At 60.4% G+C, this 15729-nt stretch carries 14 protein-coding genes; 5 read left to right on the top strand and 9 right to left on the bottom strand.

The window, feature by feature from the left end; genetic code table 11:
* Positions 1–147 precede the first annotated feature (147 nt).
* On the top strand, positions 148–1458 hold the full coding sequence (locus FXO12_RS04660) for an MFS transporter (RefSeq protein ID WP_057975874.1): 1311 nt from the start codon (positions 148–150) through the stop codon (positions 1456–1458).
* A gap of 48 nt (positions 1459–1506) precedes the next feature.
* Here FXO12_RS04660 and FXO12_RS04655 read toward each other — a convergent pair whose 3' ends face one another.
* Positions 1507–2211: an SDR family oxidoreductase gene (locus FXO12_RS04655; protein WP_057975872.1), complete on the bottom strand. Its 705-nt coding sequence runs from the start codon at positions 2209–2211 to the stop codon at positions 1507–1509.
* Between the two features lie 101 nt (positions 2212–2312).
* Here FXO12_RS04655 and FXO12_RS04650 point away from each other — a divergent pair, with 101 nt between their 5' ends.
* From FXO12_RS04650 to rarD, 3 genes are all read left to right on the top strand, one after another.
* Complete coding sequence (locus FXO12_RS04650) at positions 2313–3215, top strand: LysR family transcriptional regulator (RefSeq protein WP_057975870.1); 903 nt, start codon at positions 2313–2315, stop codon at positions 3213–3215.
* Between the two features lie 76 nt (positions 3216–3291).
* Entirely contained in the window at positions 3292–4302 is a 1011-nt protein-coding gene (locus FXO12_RS04645; RefSeq protein WP_057975868.1) for an aldo/keto reductase, read from the top strand.
* A 36-nt stretch (positions 4303–4338) separates the two neighbouring features.
* The gene (rarD, locus tag FXO12_RS04640) at positions 4339–5220 is read left to right on the top strand and encodes an EamA family transporter RarD (RefSeq protein ID WP_057975866.1); all 882 of its coding nucleotides are present in this window, start codon (positions 4339–4341) and stop codon (positions 5218–5220) included.
* Here rarD and FXO12_RS04635 read toward each other — a convergent pair.
* The 7 genes from FXO12_RS04635 to FXO12_RS04605 all read right to left on the bottom strand — a co-directional run bounded on the left by FXO12_RS04635 (position 5189) and on the right by FXO12_RS04605 (position 13733).
* A complete protein-coding gene (locus tag FXO12_RS04635) occupies positions 5189–5971 on the bottom strand; it encodes a molecular chaperone (RefSeq protein ID WP_052199965.1) in 783 nt (260 codons plus the stop codon). The two genes, rarD and FXO12_RS04635, sit on opposite strands and share 32 nt — an antisense overlap.
* A complete protein-coding gene (locus tag FXO12_RS04630; protein ID WP_080757688.1) occupies positions 5968–7002 on the bottom strand; it encodes a fimbrial protein in 1035 nt (344 codons plus the stop codon). The genes FXO12_RS04635 and FXO12_RS04630 overlap by 4 nt, the downstream gene beginning before the upstream one ends.
* A 64-nt stretch (positions 7003–7066) precedes the next feature.
* A complete protein-coding gene (locus tag FXO12_RS04625; protein WP_057975864.1) occupies positions 7067–9739 on the bottom strand; it encodes a fimbria/pilus outer membrane usher protein in 2673 nt (890 codons plus the stop codon).
* 68 nt (positions 9740–9807) lie between these two features.
* Positions 9808–10599, bottom strand: coding sequence for a molecular chaperone (locus FXO12_RS04620; RefSeq protein WP_229999370.1), 792 nt, complete (start codon positions 10597–10599; stop codon positions 9808–9810).
* Between the two features lie 93 nt (positions 10600–10692).
* Positions 10693–11256 (bottom strand): fimbrial protein, encoded by a 564-nt coding sequence (locus FXO12_RS04615; protein WP_034127482.1) that lies wholly within the window; start codon positions 11254–11256, stop codon positions 10693–10695.
* A gap of 233 nt (positions 11257–11489) precedes the next feature.
* A complete protein-coding gene (gene hppD / locus FXO12_RS04610; RefSeq protein ID WP_034127483.1) occupies positions 11490–12566 on the bottom strand; it encodes a 4-hydroxyphenylpyruvate dioxygenase in 1077 nt (358 codons plus the stop codon).
* A gap of 246 nt (positions 12567–12812) precedes the next feature.
* Entirely contained in the window at positions 12813–13733 is a 921-nt protein-coding gene (locus FXO12_RS04605; RefSeq protein WP_057975862.1) for a DMT family transporter, read from the bottom strand.
* A 77-nt stretch (positions 13734–13810) separates the two neighbouring features.
* Between FXO12_RS04605 and FXO12_RS04600 the strand changes: the two genes are divergently transcribed.
* Positions 13811–14698 (top strand): LysR family transcriptional regulator, encoded by an 888-nt coding sequence (locus FXO12_RS04600; RefSeq protein WP_057975860.1) that lies wholly within the window; start codon positions 13811–13813, stop codon positions 14696–14698.
* On the opposite strand, the gene FXO12_RS04595 is transcribed toward FXO12_RS04600, so the two are convergent.
* Positions 14689–15705 carry a fimbrial protein gene (locus tag FXO12_RS04595; RefSeq protein WP_131672159.1) on the bottom strand — a complete coding sequence of 339 codons (1017 nt, stop codon included), beginning with the start codon at positions 15703–15705 and terminating at the stop codon, positions 14689–14691. The genes FXO12_RS04600 and FXO12_RS04595 overlap by 10 nt on opposite strands.
* Between the last annotated feature and the right edge of the window lie 24 nt (positions 15706–15729).

Here is a 15729-nt window from a genome sequence, read left to right as displayed (position 1 = left end):
TCCTGAAAAAGGTTGTTCACCAGCACAGCGCAAAGATGGCTTGACTGTGCGCCGGCACAAAGACAGTTGCCCTTCACGTCACCGAGACTGTCAGGGCGGTCAACGTTACCCTCGCACCGCGAAAAATCATAATAAAGAGAGAATCCCATGTCACAGAGCGCCACTGCCGCACTGGCCAGCGATGACGATAAAAACGCCATCTACAAGCGCATTACCCTGCGCCTGATCCCCTTCATTTTTATCTGCTATCTGTTCAATTACCTCGACCGGGTAAACGTTGGCTTTGCCAAGCTGCAGATGCTCGACGCGTTGAAATTCAGTGAAACTGTATACGGCCTGGGAGCCGGGATTTTCTTTATCGGCTACGTGCTATGCGGCGTGCCGAGCAACCTGGCGCTGACCCGTTTTGGCCCGCGGCGCTGGATCGCATTGATGATGATCGTGTGGGGTACGCTCTCCACATGCCTGCTGTTTGTGACCACGCCCACGCATTTCTACACCCTGCGCCTGCTCACCGGTGCCGCTGAAGCGGGCTTCTTCCCCGGCGTGGTGTTGTACCTTTCGCAGTGGTTCCCGACCTTCCGCCGTGGGCGAATCATGGCACTGTTCATGTCGGCGATACCGGTGTCCGGTTTGCTCGGCAGCCCGTTTTCCGGCTGGATTCTCAATCACTTTGCCGCAGGCCAAGGTGGCTTGGCGGGCTGGCAGTGGATGTTCCTGCTGCAAGGCATCCCGACCGTGATCCTCGGCGCCCTCGCCTACTTCCTGCTCAGTGACAGCTTCGCCAACGCCAAGTGGCTCAAACCCCACGAGCGTGCGGTACTGGAAGCGGACCAGGCCACAGACCTGGCAAACAAGCCGAAAACCACCAGCGACTCCCTGGCCGAAGTGTTCAAGAACCTGGCGATCTGGGCATTCGGTCTGATCTACTTCTGCATCCAGAGTGGGGTGTATGCGATCAACTTCTGGCTGCCGTCGATCATCAAGAACATGGGCTTCAGCGACAACCTGGTGATTGGCTGGCTCAGCGCGATTCCGTATCTATTGGCGGCGGTGTTCATGTTGCTGGTGGGCCGCTCCGCCGACCTGCGCAAGGAGCGCCGCTGGCATTTGGTGGTACCGATGTTGATGGGCGCCATTGGCCTGGTGATCGCCGTTAACTTCGCCACTACGCCCGCTATCGCCATTCTCGGCCTGACCATCGCCACCATGGGCGCCCTGACCGGCCTGCCGATGTTCTGGCCGGTGCCCACCGCCATGCTCAGCGCGGGTGCGGCGGCGGGTGGCTTGGCGTTGATCAACTCCATGGGGCAGATGGCGGGTTTTCTCAGCCCGTATATCGTGGGTTTTGTGAAGGATGCCACCGGGTCTACGGATGTGGCGTTGTACCTGCTGGCGGCGGTGATTGTGGGCGGCAGTGTTCTGGCATTGCGGATGACGCGCACGCTCAAGGCCTGACGCCTTCAACGTGGGAGGGGTCTGCTCCCTCCCACTTGGGCCATGTATTTACAACAGGCCGCCACCGTCGATATCAACTACCGCACCGGTCATAAAACCATTTTCCATGGCCAGTACATACCCCGCCGCCACTTCTTCAGCCTGCCCCACCCGCCCAACCGGCAACCCTTGGCCCGCCTTGGCAAACATTGCCAAACGTTGCTCTTGGCCAAGCCCTGCATAGGCCGGTGTGTCTATCACCCCTGGGCTGATCACATTGACTCGACGCGGCGCCAGTTCTTTGGCCAGTTGCTTGCCCAAGGCCTCGGTCGCAGCGTTAATGCCCGTCTTGATGAACTGCCCTGTCGCCAACTTGCGCCCCAGCTGGCCCGAGGTCAGGGTGATGCTGCCCTGTTCGTGCAAAAAGGGCAGCGCGTGTTGAATGGCGCGTAGTGCGCCCCAGAGCTTCACATCGAAGTTGTCCCGGGCTTCATCCAGGTCTGTTTCGATCAAAGGCTTGGCCCGCACCGAAGGCCCCGAGGTGTAGACCAGATGGTCAAAGCGCCCCACGGTTTCGAACAGTTGCTTTAACGAGGCGCTGTCGGTGACGTCCACCGGCTCGCTACGCAGCCCGCTGTCGGAACCTGGCGCCAAGCGGCGCCCGGCCACGATCACATGCGCGCCTCGCGCCAAGGCTGCCTGGGCCACTGCCGCGCCGATACCGCTGCTGCCGCCGATGACGATGATGGTTTTACCGCTCAGAGAAGAGGTCATGAGAAAACTACCTGGGTCAGAAAGTGAGCGTTCATCTTCCCAGCTTGGTAATCGATGAAAAATCCGGGTAAAACGACAAGATCTTTAAAGGATTTTTATCAATGAGCTCCATTCTCGACCTTGAAGTCTTCGTGCGCAGCGCGGACACCGGCAGCCTGACGGCCGCCGCCCGTGGCCTTGGCCTCACGCCGGCGGCGGCCAGCATTGCCCTCAAGCGCCTTGAAACCCGCCTCGGCATCCGCCTGCTCGCCCGCTCCACCCGCAGCATGCGCCTGACCGAAGAAGGCCGGCGTTACCTGGACAGTGTGCGGGTGGCACTGGAGGCGCTGTCGGACGGCGAGCACGCCATCAAGCAACAGGGCCAAAGCCTCAGTGGTTTATTGCAGTTGGCCGCGCCCTCGGACTTTGGTCGCAATGTGCTGCTGGGCTGGCTGGATGAGTTCAAGCTGGAGCACCCCACCATCCGTCTGCAACTGTTGCTCAACGACAGCAATGCCGACTTGTTTCGCGACACGGTCGACATCGCCTTGCGCTTTGGCGTGCCTAGAGACTCCAGCCTGGTGGCCCTGCCGGTGGTACCCGATCACCATCGCATTGCCTGCGCCAGCCCCGACTACCTGGCGCGCCACGGTACTCCGCATACGCCCGAAGATTTGGCCCACCACAGCACGCTGCGCTATATGCGCCGGGGCCAGGCCAATAGCACCTGGTATTTCCGCCAGGGGGCGTTGCTTCAAGAAGTCGAGGTGAGCGGTGACTACCTCAGCGATGACGGCGAGATTGTCCGCCGCTGGGCGTTGGCGGGGCATGGCATTGCCTATAAGGCCAACCTGGATGTGGCCCGTGATATCCAGGCTGGGCGGTTGGTACCCTTGCTACCCGACTGGCAAGGCGAACCCTCGCCGTTCAACCTGATGTGCCCGCACCGCCTGCAAGTGTCGGAACGCGTGAAAGTGCTGCACCGTTTTTTACAGGCCCGCTGCCTGACTTTGCTACGCACATGAAGAAATGCCCCCAGGGCTTGTTCCAGAGCGCTCGGGGCTGGTATTGCATCACTTACATTTCCGTGAGGAGCTTTGCATGAATTACCACACATTGGGCCAGTCCGGGTTAAAGGTCAGCGCTCTGACCCTCGGCACCATGATGTTTGGCGAACAGACCAGCACCGAAGATTCGCTGCGCATCATCGACAAGGCCTGGGACCAGGGCATCAATTTCATCGACACGGCGGACCTGTATACAGGCGGGCGCTCCGAGGAAATCGTCGGCGAGGCGATTGCACGCAACCGCCAGGACTGGGTGGTGGCCTCCAAGGTCGGCTTCGGCCCTACCGACGGCGTGCCCAACCGCAGCGGTTTGAGCCGCAAGCGTCTGTTCAACGCGCTGGACGCCAGCCTGGCACGCCTGGATACCGACTACCTGGACATCTACTACCTGCACCGCGAAGACCACGACACGCCGTTGGAGGTCACCGTGTCCGCCATGGGTGACCTGATCCGCCAGGGCAAGGTCCGCTATTGGGGCCTGTCCAATTACCGGGGTTGGCGCATCGCTGAAGTGATTCGCGTGGCCGAACGCCTGGGCGTCGATAAACCCATCATCAGTCAGCCGCTGTATAACATCGTCAATCGCCAGGCCGAGGTCGAGCAGATCACCGCTGCAGCGGCCTACGGCCTGGGAGTGGTGCCGTACAGTCCACTGGCCCGAGGGGTCCTCAGCGGCAAGTACGCACCGGATGTCACGCCCGAGCCCGGCAGCCGTGCCGCGCGCCAGGATAAACGCATCCTGGAAACCGAGTGGCGAATTGAATCACTGCGCATTGCCCAGCAGATCCAGCAATACACCCAAGGGCGTGGCGTGGGGATCGTCGAGTTCGCAATCGCCTGGGTGCTGAACAATGCGGCGGTAAGCTCGGCGATTGTCGGGCCACGGACCGAGGCGCAGTGGGACGCCTACACCGGGGCGCTGGCGGTGAAGATCAGCGCTGAAGACGAGGCGTTCATTGATTCGCTGGTCACGCCGGGGCATTCGTCCTCGCCCGGCTTCAACGATGTCGGGCATTTTGTATCCGGTCGATTGGCACGCCTGTAGACTACCCGCGCAATAATTGGCTTTCGCGAGGACAACGTGTCTAAAGGTGTGGTGTTATCGGTCTTGGCTTCGGTGTTGTTTGCCGTGATGTATTACTTCACATCACTGCTAACGCCCTTGAGTGGCCTGGAGATTTTCGGCTGGCGCATGTTGCTCACCGTGCCCTGCATGACGGTGTTCATGCTTGTCAGCGGCGAGTGGCGCCGGGTCTGGGAACTGCTGCGCATGCTCGCGGCCAAGCCACGGCTGATCGGCGGTGTGCTGGTGTCGTCGGCCTTGCTCGGCGTGCAGCTGTGGTTGTTCATGTGGGCGCCACTGAACGGGCGCAGCCTGGATGTGTCGGTCGGTTACTTCCTGCTGCCGCTGACCATGGTGCTCACCGGGCGCCTGGCGTGGGGCGAACAGCTTTCCTACCTGCAAAAGATCGCGGTGTTTTTTGCCGGGCTCGGGGTACTCAACGAGTTATACCAGGCCGGTGGGTTCTCCTGGGCGACGCTGGTGGTGATCATCGGTTACCCGCTGTACTTTATCGTGCGTAAATACCTCAAGACCGACCACCTGGGCGGCCTGTGGCTGGACATGGCGCTGATGCTGCCGGTGGCATGGTGGTTTGTGCAAAGCGGCGAACAGGGCTTTGCAGTGATGGATGCCCACCCCAATTTGTATGCGCTGATCCCGATACTGGGTCTGATCAGCGCTTCGGCGTTGGTGAGCTATATCATCGCCAGCCGGCTGCTTGCGTTCAGCCTGTTCGGGCTGCTCAGTTATGTCGAGCCAGTGCTGTTGCTGGTGGTGGCGCTGCTGCTGGGTGAAGGGATCAAGGCAGGCCAATGGCTGACCTACATCCCGATCTGGATCGCGGTCATGGTGCTGGTGTTCGAAGGGTTCAAGCATCTGGTGCGGCAGCGTAGGGTTTGACCGACGAACAGTCGACAAACTGCAACTGTGCTTGATGATGTTGAGTAGCCCCATCATCATCCAAGGTGGTGAACTGTAATTGCGGGCCGGATAGGTCGCCGCTAGGCAACTCAGGTATCGCAACCCGTGCAGTAGCATAAGGTGCAACCATCGGCGGATCTTCGCTGTGATGCTCCACACCACCGAGTGTCAAAACCACACCAGACAAGGTCACGTGATACGCCGTGGGGTTGAGCACCTCCAACCCCACGTCGTCCCCTCGGCTTAGGCACCATTGAAGCGCATGAACCACGTCCTGCACCTTTCCCGGCAATTGGGCGGGCCGGAGGAAAAGCTTGATCCGCGTACGAAAGGCAAATTGCAGGGCGTTGGTTTCATCGGATGCCTCAACGCTCGGTCTGATTGCCAGTACGTTCAGCCAGTACACCGACTCCCGGTCTGCCACCTGTTTTGGCGTTTGATCATGCATGATCCGCAAGGCGCGCCCGGTACCCGCGTTCATACGGGCGATGGGTGGCGTAATCGTGAACGGCACATCACTGTTCTCGGGTGCCGCCATCGCATCGCCATCATCGATCCACGCTTGCACTAGGCGCGGACCGTCAGCCTCATTGTGCAGATTGACCACCACCGTGCGCGCGGTAACCGGGTAGATGACACGCGTGCGGTCAATCACGATTTCGCCCTGCACGGCGATTGCCTGCAAGCTCATCAGCACGCCCAGGCCCCCGCGCCAAAGCGCGCTGCTCATCGGTAGCTCATTGTGAATGACGCCAACCCGTTCGCGCTGCCGGGACGGATCGAGGAGGCGGTCTGGATATAACGTGCGGTCAAAGGGATCTGGACAGTCGCATTGCCAGTACTGCCGACCAGCCACTGATTAGGGTTCCCAATCGTCGTGGAGTCAGCCCCGTAGCGCACCAGCGTGTTCCCCCGTAGTAATTGCAGAGCAACGCCACTGGCCATAGAGGTACGGGTCAAGGACAGTACGTCGCTGCGATTAGCCGGCACGGTCTGGTCTGTCACCGTCACAAATACGTCACGCGTTGCCCCGCCGATGCCACCCGCACATGACAGTGTGATATTGCGGGTCACGCTGCCGGCGAAACTGCCCACGCCGCGAAAATCACGAGCAGCCACGGCCGGCATAGGCATGGCGACCGAAGGTGTTGAGACCCTGCAGGTGGGTTTTCGTGGCGCATTGATGGTGACGTTGGAGAAGTTCACTGCGTAATAGCCAGCGCCGGTGATGGGCGTGCCGGTGATCGTATACCTTGCAATGTTTCTGGCGGTGATCGTGCCACCCGTTATGGCGCCTGTGGCGACAAAATAAATTCGGGTATCAAGCCCAAGGACGATGGGTCTTGCTCTGGCATCTCCAACAATGAGTGTGACACCTGCCGTGTTGATGGCCATGAACGGCCGGTTCGGGTCCCTCGCCATCAGGGCAAACCCCACCCCAGGCACATTGGTGGCATACACTGGCATTGAAAGCCCGCTAGCGAAAAATGTCCGGCCCGTCGGCGTGCTATTGACCAGTGCCAGCCTGGCCTGTGCCCCTAAAGCAATTCGTGTGGTACACCGAAGCGCGGACGATGGAGGACTGTCGAAGCGATAGCCATTGGCGGACCCGACCACCTGCCCGATTTGCTGCCCGGCCGCAACCGTGATCGGGGGAATGGAAATATTCACCGCCGGGCCGGGGGCACAGGTGATCGCTTGAGCTTCCAGCGCCACCATCCATCCTCCCAGCACCACGCTGGCAAGTGAAAACCTAGTCATGAAAACAACACCTCTGTCATATCGAATAAGTCATGCGCCGCAACAGTCATCCATCGGCACTCACTCATAGCTGCCCCGCAACCTGGCGCCCTTGGCTTGCCACGCACACCCCCTGAAGGTAATCGGTAGTGGCCTGTCGTTGGCCCTCGGTGATTGGCGGCATGTGGTAGTAGATATCGCACTGCTCGGCGATTTTGCTGCCCCACTTGACGGTCAGACGACCTTCCTGCGGGATGTCTCGGACGAAGGCTTTACTGGCCTGCCCCACCACACCTACCTCACGCCCTTGCGCATCAAATACCTGTGCTGCAAATGGCAGCGGGCTGCCATTCTCGTGGACGCCCTTGACCAGTACCGCCCGACCACTGAGCGTGTCGAACTTGACCAGCGATACTGCGCCCGAGGTCGGTACGACGTTGCGCGTCGACTCCTGGAGCTCTACATCCATCGACATGCCTTCCGGATCGATTTCCACCGTATTATTCTGGAACGCCGTCAGATTGGGCACGACAGCGAACCCGCTGCTGTTGACCCGTGCACCGCTGCTCCCCCCGAGCCTGGCCCCTTCTGCACCTGGCACATGCACCAGCGCCGAGGCTTCGCCTAGGCTTTGCGAGAACGCGATACCTTCGGCATGAACGACCACCCCACCATCGGCGCCAAACGAAAGCTGCGAGCTATCGCGGCTCTGGCTATATCCGGCACGCAGTTGGGTGGCATCCGTGCGATAGCCGGCATAGGTGTTGAACTGGCCGGTGTGCGTGCTTTCACTGGTTGCGCGGCTGGCTGAAACACCGTAGTTGAGCGCGGTGTCCTCGCCCAGGAACCCGTTGATGCCCACCTGCTGCTGGCTGCCCCGTGTATCACCGGTGTCCCGGGAGAACGAAGTATTGATCGTCGGCGCTCGCGATTCGCCCCCCAGCGGCATCGACAGTGTGAGCATGTAGCGGTTATCGATACGCCCGGGTTGGCCGATACGCCCGAAAAACACATCGTCGCTGAGCTCGCTTTGGGTCAGTTGTCGCGTGTCCTGGACCCTGGAACGCTGTGCCGACAGGTTCCAGTTGACCTTGTTCCAGGTCGAGCCATAGCTGGCGGTGAATGAAACCTGGCGCCCTTCCTGTCCTCCCCAATAGTCGACGGAGCTGCCGTACAAGCTCAAGGTGCCGATACCCAACTGCTGGCTGACTGTCATGTCGAGCCGGCTTTTTTGCCGGGCATAGCTGTTGATGTCACCTGCCCGGCTCGCGATTTCGCGCACATTCAGTGCATCCTGCAGGTTCAGGTAACCCTCGGTGGAGAACCGATACGCACCCAGCGCAAAATGCGTACCCGAGGCCGGCAGGCTTTTGTTGTAACCCAGCCCCAGGCTTTGCCCGGACTGGCGCCCATGATCGGGCACCTCGGTATGGGAGGTGGCAGTGTCCAGAGAGAACGCACCGAAGGACGTATTCAACGCGATACCGAGCTTTCCCTGTTCATAGCCTTTGGAAACGCTACCGCCACCGTAGACCGTCAGATCATCGGTCAAACCGTGCTGCAAAGTGCCTTGAAAGACGTTGGCGCCCTTCGCATCAACGCCCTTTTGCTGCACCTTACCCAAGGTGGCGCTGTACTTTGTCGCGTCGGCGCGCAATAACTGCGGGGCCACCGAGTACGGCACGACGAAGGTGTTCCGACGCCCGTCGACTTCGGTCACGCTGACGATCAAATCACCACCGTAGCCGGTGGCATGCAGGTCACTGATAACAAAGGGGCCGGGCGGCACCGTGGTCTCATAAATGGTGTAGCCGTTCTGGCTGACCGTGACCGTTGCATTACTGTCGGCCGTCCCCCGAACCTGCGGTGCGTAACCTTGCTGCGTCTGCGGGCGTATCCGGTCGTCGGTGGCCAGAGTGACGCCCCGCACGCGCACCCCGTCGACAATCTGTCCGTTGCTGAAGGTGTCTCCGAGGGTCAGTTGTGACTGCCAGGGGATGATGCTGCGCTGTACATAAGTGGACGTGTTCTGATAAGTCTCAAAGCCAGTGCGGTTGCTCCAGGCCTGGGCGCCCTGATGTCGCAAGCGCCATGCACCCAGGTTGATACCGGCATTGAGGCCCAGGTAAGTACGACCGTCACCTTCACCTGCGGTGACCGTATTGGTACTGAAGTTGTAATTGAGCAGCCCGGCGGCAATGCCCTCATCCAACAACTCGGGGTCAATGTAGCCGCGCATGGAACGCTTCATGTAGGCCTGCGGCACGCTGGCCGCCAACTCGAGTGCACCCGGATCGAACGTGCTGGATGCCATCGGAATCCACTGCCCCAGGTCGCCGCAGTACTGGCCGGCGGCGGCAGGGTTCGAGAGTTCGCGCCCATGGGCATCAGTATCGACTTTATCCATCGCGATACCGATTTTTTCCAATACTTCACGACTCAAGCACGGCTGCGCCCCGGTCTTTGCATGGGCCGCAACAAACTCCACCTCCCTGCGCCCCAGGGTCTGGCCGTTGACTACGATATCTACGCGGTATATGCCAGGGCTCATCTGGTTGCTGGTATTGAACCGTGACGTGTCAACCGACGACGCCAGGCCACTGGAGAATGCGTTCAGATCAAAGCTCAACTCAGCCGCAAGCGCGACATCGCTGGCGATCACGGCCGCACTCATCAAACCGCCCAGCATTATCGTGCGATGCTGGAATGGCAAAATCGGGGCGCAGCGATGCACCCGTACTTGGATGTGACTAGGCATAGTTATGACTTCAGTGGACGCTGAGAAATGTACGTTTGCTTGCCATCAGCAACGTTTAGGGGCCGCTTTCAGCGGTGCAATACAGCAGGCTGCGCGGATGAAAAGCCGCCGAAATCGTTGATGTAAGTGAAATCCACCCGCGCATCGGCGGGTATTACCTTCGCGGCTTTCGGCACCGGCACCTTCAACGTGCCTCCTGGCTCCACCATGCCCTCCGTCAGGGACAGTTTTTCCGCTTCGGGACCAGAGCCCATGAGCAGGACAATGTCGTTGAAGGTGACGTGATACGCCGAGGGGTTATGCACCTGTATCACGCTGCCTTGGGCGCCCCGTTCCACGGACCAGCGCAACAGCCCAGGCGCCTCCTCGGGTGTTCCAGGTAACTGCGCCGGACGAAAAAACACTTTGGTGCGGATACGAAACGCGAACTTGAAGTGATTCCGCTGGCTGTCTTCAAGCGTGGGGTCAAACTCACTGGCAGCGCCAGGCACTTCGAGTACGTTCAACCAGAACAGCGACTCTCTATCCGTCGGCAGCGGTGCCTTGGTGTAGGACAGGCGCATGGACTGACTTTTGCCGGCGTCCAGGCGAAATACCGGAGGAGACAGGACGAAAGGCACATCGCTCAGTGTCGGCGCTTCCTGCGCGTCACCCGCGTCCAGCCACGCCTGGACCAGGCGGGGCGCGTGTTTGTCATCATTGGTTACTCGCACGGTGACCTCACGTCGCGGCTCGGGGTAAATCTGTCGCGTACCGTCGATAACCACTCCCGCGTGCACCGTGTGCGATGCCATCCCCAAGGCCAGGCTCAGCGCGACCCGCACCACACGACGACTCAAGATCATCAGTAAATCCTGCATCAGGTAATCCTTGAAAACGGTTGTCCTGCGCCCGACCACTGGGTCGAGCGAGGATCTCAGGCAACAAACGCAGTGGTCATCAGCCTGGCTGCATCAAGGAAAGGTGACCGAGTACTGCACGCTGCTGGTGACATTGCCCGCGCCTGCCGCTCCGCCGTTGGCGATGTAGCGTGCGTAAAACGGCAAGGTCGCCAGACCACTGGTAACGGTGGCAACGGTCGAGTTATTACCTGTGCGCAAGTCCATTGGCGTGTTGGAAGCCCCATCGAGAATTTGTACCTCTACCCGGGAGGCGGGTGTCGCCGTTGCCGTGTTACGCAGGTTGCCGGTTGCCGGGTTGATGCCAGGGCTGGTCGGTTCATAACGTACGGCGACCTTGGTACCGTCCGGGCACCCGCCCGAGCCGCCCACATACACAAAGTAGCGCTTGGCGCCTGCCGTATCGCCTGCTGCCTTGAGAGCCGAGGTTTGTACGCGGTCAAGCACTACCGGAAAGTTAGCGCCTGAGCCTGGCGAGGCCCCGGTACCGCCGCTGATGGTGCAGGTGGTGCCACTGACCGAGCCGGTGATCGTGATGGTACCGTCTGCCGCATGCGCGGAGCTGGCAGCGAAGCCGCACAAAGCGAGCACTGCAGCCGCCAGAGTTTGTTTTGTCATAATCAGTCTTTCCTCACAATTGGGGTTCGCGAAACGCAAGGTTGCGACACAGGAGAAGATCAGCTCTTGCGTCACTCCTGAGTGGAAGCCATGACGACGCCGTTCCCCTGCCCCGAGGATTTGTCTGTTACAAGATCGGTCAGACCTGTTTGGCAGGCAAAAAAAGGCTCCGTACCTTTCGATACGGAGCCTGTGCTTGAAGCGCCGGAACAGCCTGCCCGGCCTCACATGGATCAGTCGGCGGTCAATACGCCACGACGCACCTGGTCGCGCTCGATCGACTCGAACAGTGCCTTGAAGTTGCCCTCGCCAAACCCATCGTCGCCTTTGCGCTGGATGAACTCGAAGAACACCGGGCCCATCAGGGTTTCCGAGAAGATCTGCAACAGAAGACGCTTGTCACCGGCAATCGACGAGCCGTCCAGCAGGATGCCGCGCGATTGCAACTGGTCCACTGGTTCACCGTGGTTCGGCAGGCGGCCTTCGAGCATTTCGTAATACGTGTCTGGCGGCGCCGTCATGAAGCGCATGCCGATCTTCTTCAGTGCATCCCAGGTCTTGACCAGGTCGTCAGTGAGGAACGCGACGTGCTGGATACCCTCACCGTTGAACTGCATCAGGAACTCTTCGATCTGCCCGGCACCCTTGGACGACTCCTCGTTCAGCGGGATACGGATCTTGCCGTCCGGCGCGCTCATGGCCTTGGAGGTCAGGCCGGTGTACTCGCCCTTGATATCGAAATAACGCGCTTCGCGGAAGTTGAACAGCTTCTCGTAGAAGTTGGCCCAATAGATCATGCGCCCGCGATAGACGTTGTGGGTCAGGTGGTCGATGACCTTCAGGCCAGCGCCTACCGGGTTGCGATCAACCCCTTCGAGGTAGACGAAGTCGATGTCGTAGATCGAGTTGCCTTCGCCGAACCGGTCGATCAGGTACAACGGCGAACCGCCAATGCCTTTGATCGCCGGCAGGTTCAGCTCCATCGGGCCGGTGTCGATGTGGATCGGCTGGGCGCCCAGCTCCAGGGCACGTTTGTAGGCCTGTTGCGAGTCCTTGACGCGGAACGCCATGCCGCACACCGACGGGCCATGCTCGGCCGCGAAGTAAGAAGCGAGGCTATCGGGTTCGTTGTTGAGGATCAGGTTGATCTCGCCCTGGCGATACAGGTGCACGTTCTTGGAACGGTGGGTCGCCACTTTGGTGAAACCCATGATCTCGAAGATCGGCTCCAGGGTGCCTGGGGTGGGCGATGCAAATTCGATGAATTCAAAGCCCATCAGGCCCATTGGGTTGTCGAGTTGGTCGGTCATGTTCGGTGCCTCATCATTCTTGTGGGTAGCAATTGTTTAGTTGCAAGCAAGGATGAGGCTGGAGGGTGGCGCACAAGAAAGGCCTCGCACGCTGCGGGCGAGGAAGTCACCAAAGATGAGGGGGGAGCCAAGTAGCTTCATGGTGTCATCAGTCTCTGACGGCCGAGGCTTGCGTGAGCGCAAGTCCATATTCTTGTATGCGTAAACTGATTCTACACAGCGTAACCAGGTTTGTCCGTACTCTTATCAAATCCCCATTGCCCTGCCCCGCGCAAGGGGTTTGTTGCACAGGTAGATGCCCAACAGGATGACCGCGCCACCCGCCAGCATCGGCACCGTCAAGGCTTCGTCCAGCAGCAACGCGCTACATATCACCGCTGTCAGCGGGTTGAGGGCGATGAACACCCCGGAGCGGGTCGCGCCGATTCGCCGGATGCCGTCGTAGTAACCAATATAGGCCAGGGCCGAACCCAGCACACCCAGGTACAGCAGGCTGTACCACTGCGCCAGCTGCAGCGCGCTGAAACCTTGCAGCGTCAGCCGACCGGTGGCGAGGGTGGCAAGGGTCAACATCAGCGTACCCCACAGCACCGACCAAGTGACGGTTTGCACCGGCCCCAACGTCTGGTTGAGTTCCCGAGACAGCAGCGAATAGGCCCCCCAGGCCATTACGCAGCCCAGGATCAACAGGTCACCGAGCCAAGCGTTGCGGGCCCCCTGCATGAGGTTGGGATTGCGGCTCACGATCACCACAGCCGCCCCCACCAGGCACAGCCCGATACCCAGCCACTTGGCCCGGCCCAGGCGCTCCTTGAACAACAACCAGGACGCCAGGCCGATCACTGCCGGGTTCAATGCCACGATCAAGGACGCCCGCGACGCATTGATGTAGTGAAGGCCATAGAAAAAACACAGGTTGTAGAAAAAGATGCCGCATAGGCCCAGCAGTACCAGCCGCGCCATTTGCCCTGTAGTTGGGCGCGCCAGTGGGATGCGCGCGCAGGCCAGGAACAGCAGCAACGCGAGGCTGGCCAGGATAAACCGCAGGCAGGCCGCGAGCAGCGGGTCCACGTGATCGGCCAGAAAGCGCCCGGCGACGAAGGTCCCGCCCCAGATCATGGTGACAGCGGCCAGCTTCAGGTAAGTGAGGCCTTCGCGGGCATGCATAAGAATGTGCTCAACGTGAGAAAGGATGGGACTATTCTTTTACTAATGATCTCTCATCGTAAAACAAGGCTTTACTCATGACCCTGACCCAGCTGGAAATCTTCTCCCTGGTCGCCGAACTCCGAGGCTTCACCAGTGCGGCGCATCGCCTGGGCATCAGCCAATCGGCGGTGTCCCATGCGATCAAGGCCCTGGAGCAGGAACTGGGGGTAGAGTTGTTTCGCCGGCACCAGACCCTGGTGGAACTGAGCGATATCGGCGCGCAGTTACTTGGGCGCGCACGGGGCATGCTGGGCCTGGCCAACACCTTGCAGCAGGAAGCCGCCGATGCCCGCGGGATGAAGCGCGGTACATTGCGTATAGGGTCGTTCGGCCCCACCGCTTCGAACCGTTTGCTACCAACCATTCTCAGCCACTTTCGAAGGGACTATCCGGGTATCGAGGTACATATAGACGAAGGGCCGGACCGGCAGGTCGTTCAATGGCTGGATCAGCGCCGGGTGGATGTGGGCTTCGTGGTACTGGAGCAGGAACGCTTCGACACCGTGGCCCTGCTCGAAGACCAACTGGTGGCGCTGATACCGGTCGGCCATGCCTTGGCGGCAAGCATGGCGGTACCTTTGAAAGCGTTGTGCGATGACCCGTTCATCCTGACCGAGGCAGGCTCAGCAGAGCTGGTCACGCGGTTGTTTGGTGAAGCGCAGTTGCAACCTAAAGTGCGTTATCGCTGCACTCAGCTACTTACTACCCTGGAAGCTGTAAGCCGCGGCGACGGCCTGAGTATCGTGGCCCAGGGCTCACTGCCGGCCGATGCCGACCAGCGCTACGTTGCCCGCCCGTTGTCACCGGGCGTACCGCGCCGCATAGGCCTGGCGGTGCTGGATCGCCGCCAGGCCTCTCCCGCAACCCTGGCGTTTATCGCACTGGCGCAAACGCTGTACCCTGATCCCGGGGCTCACCGGTAACTCAGGGTAAACGAGGCCAGGCCGTTGGCGGTACCAGGCTTGATGGTCGACGCGGTTTGAACGTAACGGGCGGTCAAGGGAATCGTCAGGGCGCCGTTGCCCGTGTTTGCGACCTGCCATTGGTTCGGGTTGCCCACGCCGGAGGAATCGGGCCCATAGCTTACCAACCGATCGCCACTGAGCAATTGCAGGGCGACGCCGCGGGCGTGCGAGTTGCGGGTCAAGGACAACTGGTTACTGCGGTTGCCGGGTTCCGTCTGGTCAGTCACGGTGATCCATACATCCAGGATGCCGCCGGTGCCGCCGGCACAGTCCAGGGTTATGTCGCGACTAACGCTGCCGGCGCTGCTGCCGACTCCCTTGAAATCACGGCTGGGCACCTGCCCCAGCGGCATTGCAAGCGACGGCGTGGTCACCCGGCAAGTTGGCTTTTGCGGCGGCAATATCACCGTATCGGCAAAGTTGACCGAGGCAGCGCCGGGGCTTTCGATATTGACATTGGTCAGCATATACCTGGCGACTGTGTTCCCAGGGATGGTGCCCGAGGTGATCGGGCCCGTCGCCACCAGATACACGCGCCCTTGCAGGCCCCAGCCATTGGGTTTGTTGTGCTTGGTGTCCAACAGCGTGACGCCGGTGTGGGTGATGACCTTCAAATGCTGGGACGGATCCCCGGCCATCATGACGAACCCGACGCCAGGGTAGCTGGTCGCATAGACGGGCAACGTCAGCCCATTTGCGTTGAACGTCATGCCGGTCGCCGGCGAATTGACCACGCTGAGGTTGGCCGACACCGGCTGCGACAATGGCCAGTCGGTGTAGCGGCACCGCATGACAAAGCCATTGCCGGCGAAGTCATAGCCACTTGGGTAGCCAATCGCCTCGCCCACCTGCAGGTTGTCAGGCAGGGTGATGGGCGGGACGAACAGCGTCACCGGGGCTTGGGGGGTACAGACGCCTGCATTGAAATGCGCCTGTGCGTCCATCGCGACTGCGCAAATACTCAAGCACACGCCAATCTGTAAAAACCT

Origin of the sequence: Pseudomonas sp. J380, from assembly GCF_009827115.1 — a bacterium.
GTDB lineage: Bacteria > Pseudomonadota > Gammaproteobacteria > Pseudomonadales > Pseudomonadaceae > Aquipseudomonas > Aquipseudomonas paracarnis.
The sequence above is the reverse complement of the archived record's forward strand: the minus strand, read 5'-3'. Positions and strand labels throughout refer to the sequence as shown.

Coding starts and splice junctions, on each gene's coding strand:
- FXO12_RS04660 (WP_057975874.1), top strand. CDS start 148: ATGTCACAGAGCGCCACTGCCGCACTGGCCAGCGATGACGATAAAAAC.
- FXO12_RS04655 (WP_057975872.1), bottom strand. CDS start 2,211: ATGACCTCTTCTCTGAGCGGTAAAACCATCATCGTCATCGGCGGCAGC.
- FXO12_RS04650 (WP_057975870.1), top strand. CDS start 2,313: ATGAGCTCCATTCTCGACCTTGAAGTCTTCGTGCGCAGCGCGGACACC.
- FXO12_RS04645 (WP_057975868.1), top strand. CDS start 3,292: ATGAATTACCACACATTGGGCCAGTCCGGGTTAAAGGTCAGCGCTCTG.
- FXO12_RS04635 (WP_052199965.1), bottom strand. CDS start 5,971: ATGAGCAGCGCGCTTTGGCGCGGGGGCCTGGGCGTGCTGATGAGCTTG.
- FXO12_RS04630 (WP_080757688.1), bottom strand. CDS start 7,002: ATGACTAGGTTTTCACTTGCCAGCGTGGTGCTGGGAGGATGGATGGTG.
- FXO12_RS04625 (WP_057975864.1), bottom strand. CDS start 9,739: ATGCCTAGTCACATCCAAGTACGGGTGCATCGCTGCGCCCCGATTTTG.
- FXO12_RS04620 (WP_229999370.1), bottom strand. CDS start 10,599: ATGCAGGATTTACTGATGATCTTGAGTCGTCGTGTGGTGCGGGTCGCG.
- FXO12_RS04615 (WP_034127482.1), bottom strand. CDS start 11,256: ATGACAAAACAAACTCTGGCGGCTGCAGTGCTCGCTTTGTGCGGCTTC.
- hppD (WP_034127483.1), bottom strand. CDS start 12,566: ATGACCGACCAACTCGACAACCCAATGGGCCTGATGGGCTTTGAATTC.
- FXO12_RS04605 (WP_057975862.1), bottom strand. CDS start 13,733: ATGCATGCCCGCGAAGGCCTCACTTACCTGAAGCTGGCCGCTGTCACC.
- FXO12_RS04600 (WP_057975860.1), top strand. CDS start 13,811: ATGACCCTGACCCAGCTGGAAATCTTCTCCCTGGTCGCCGAACTCCGA.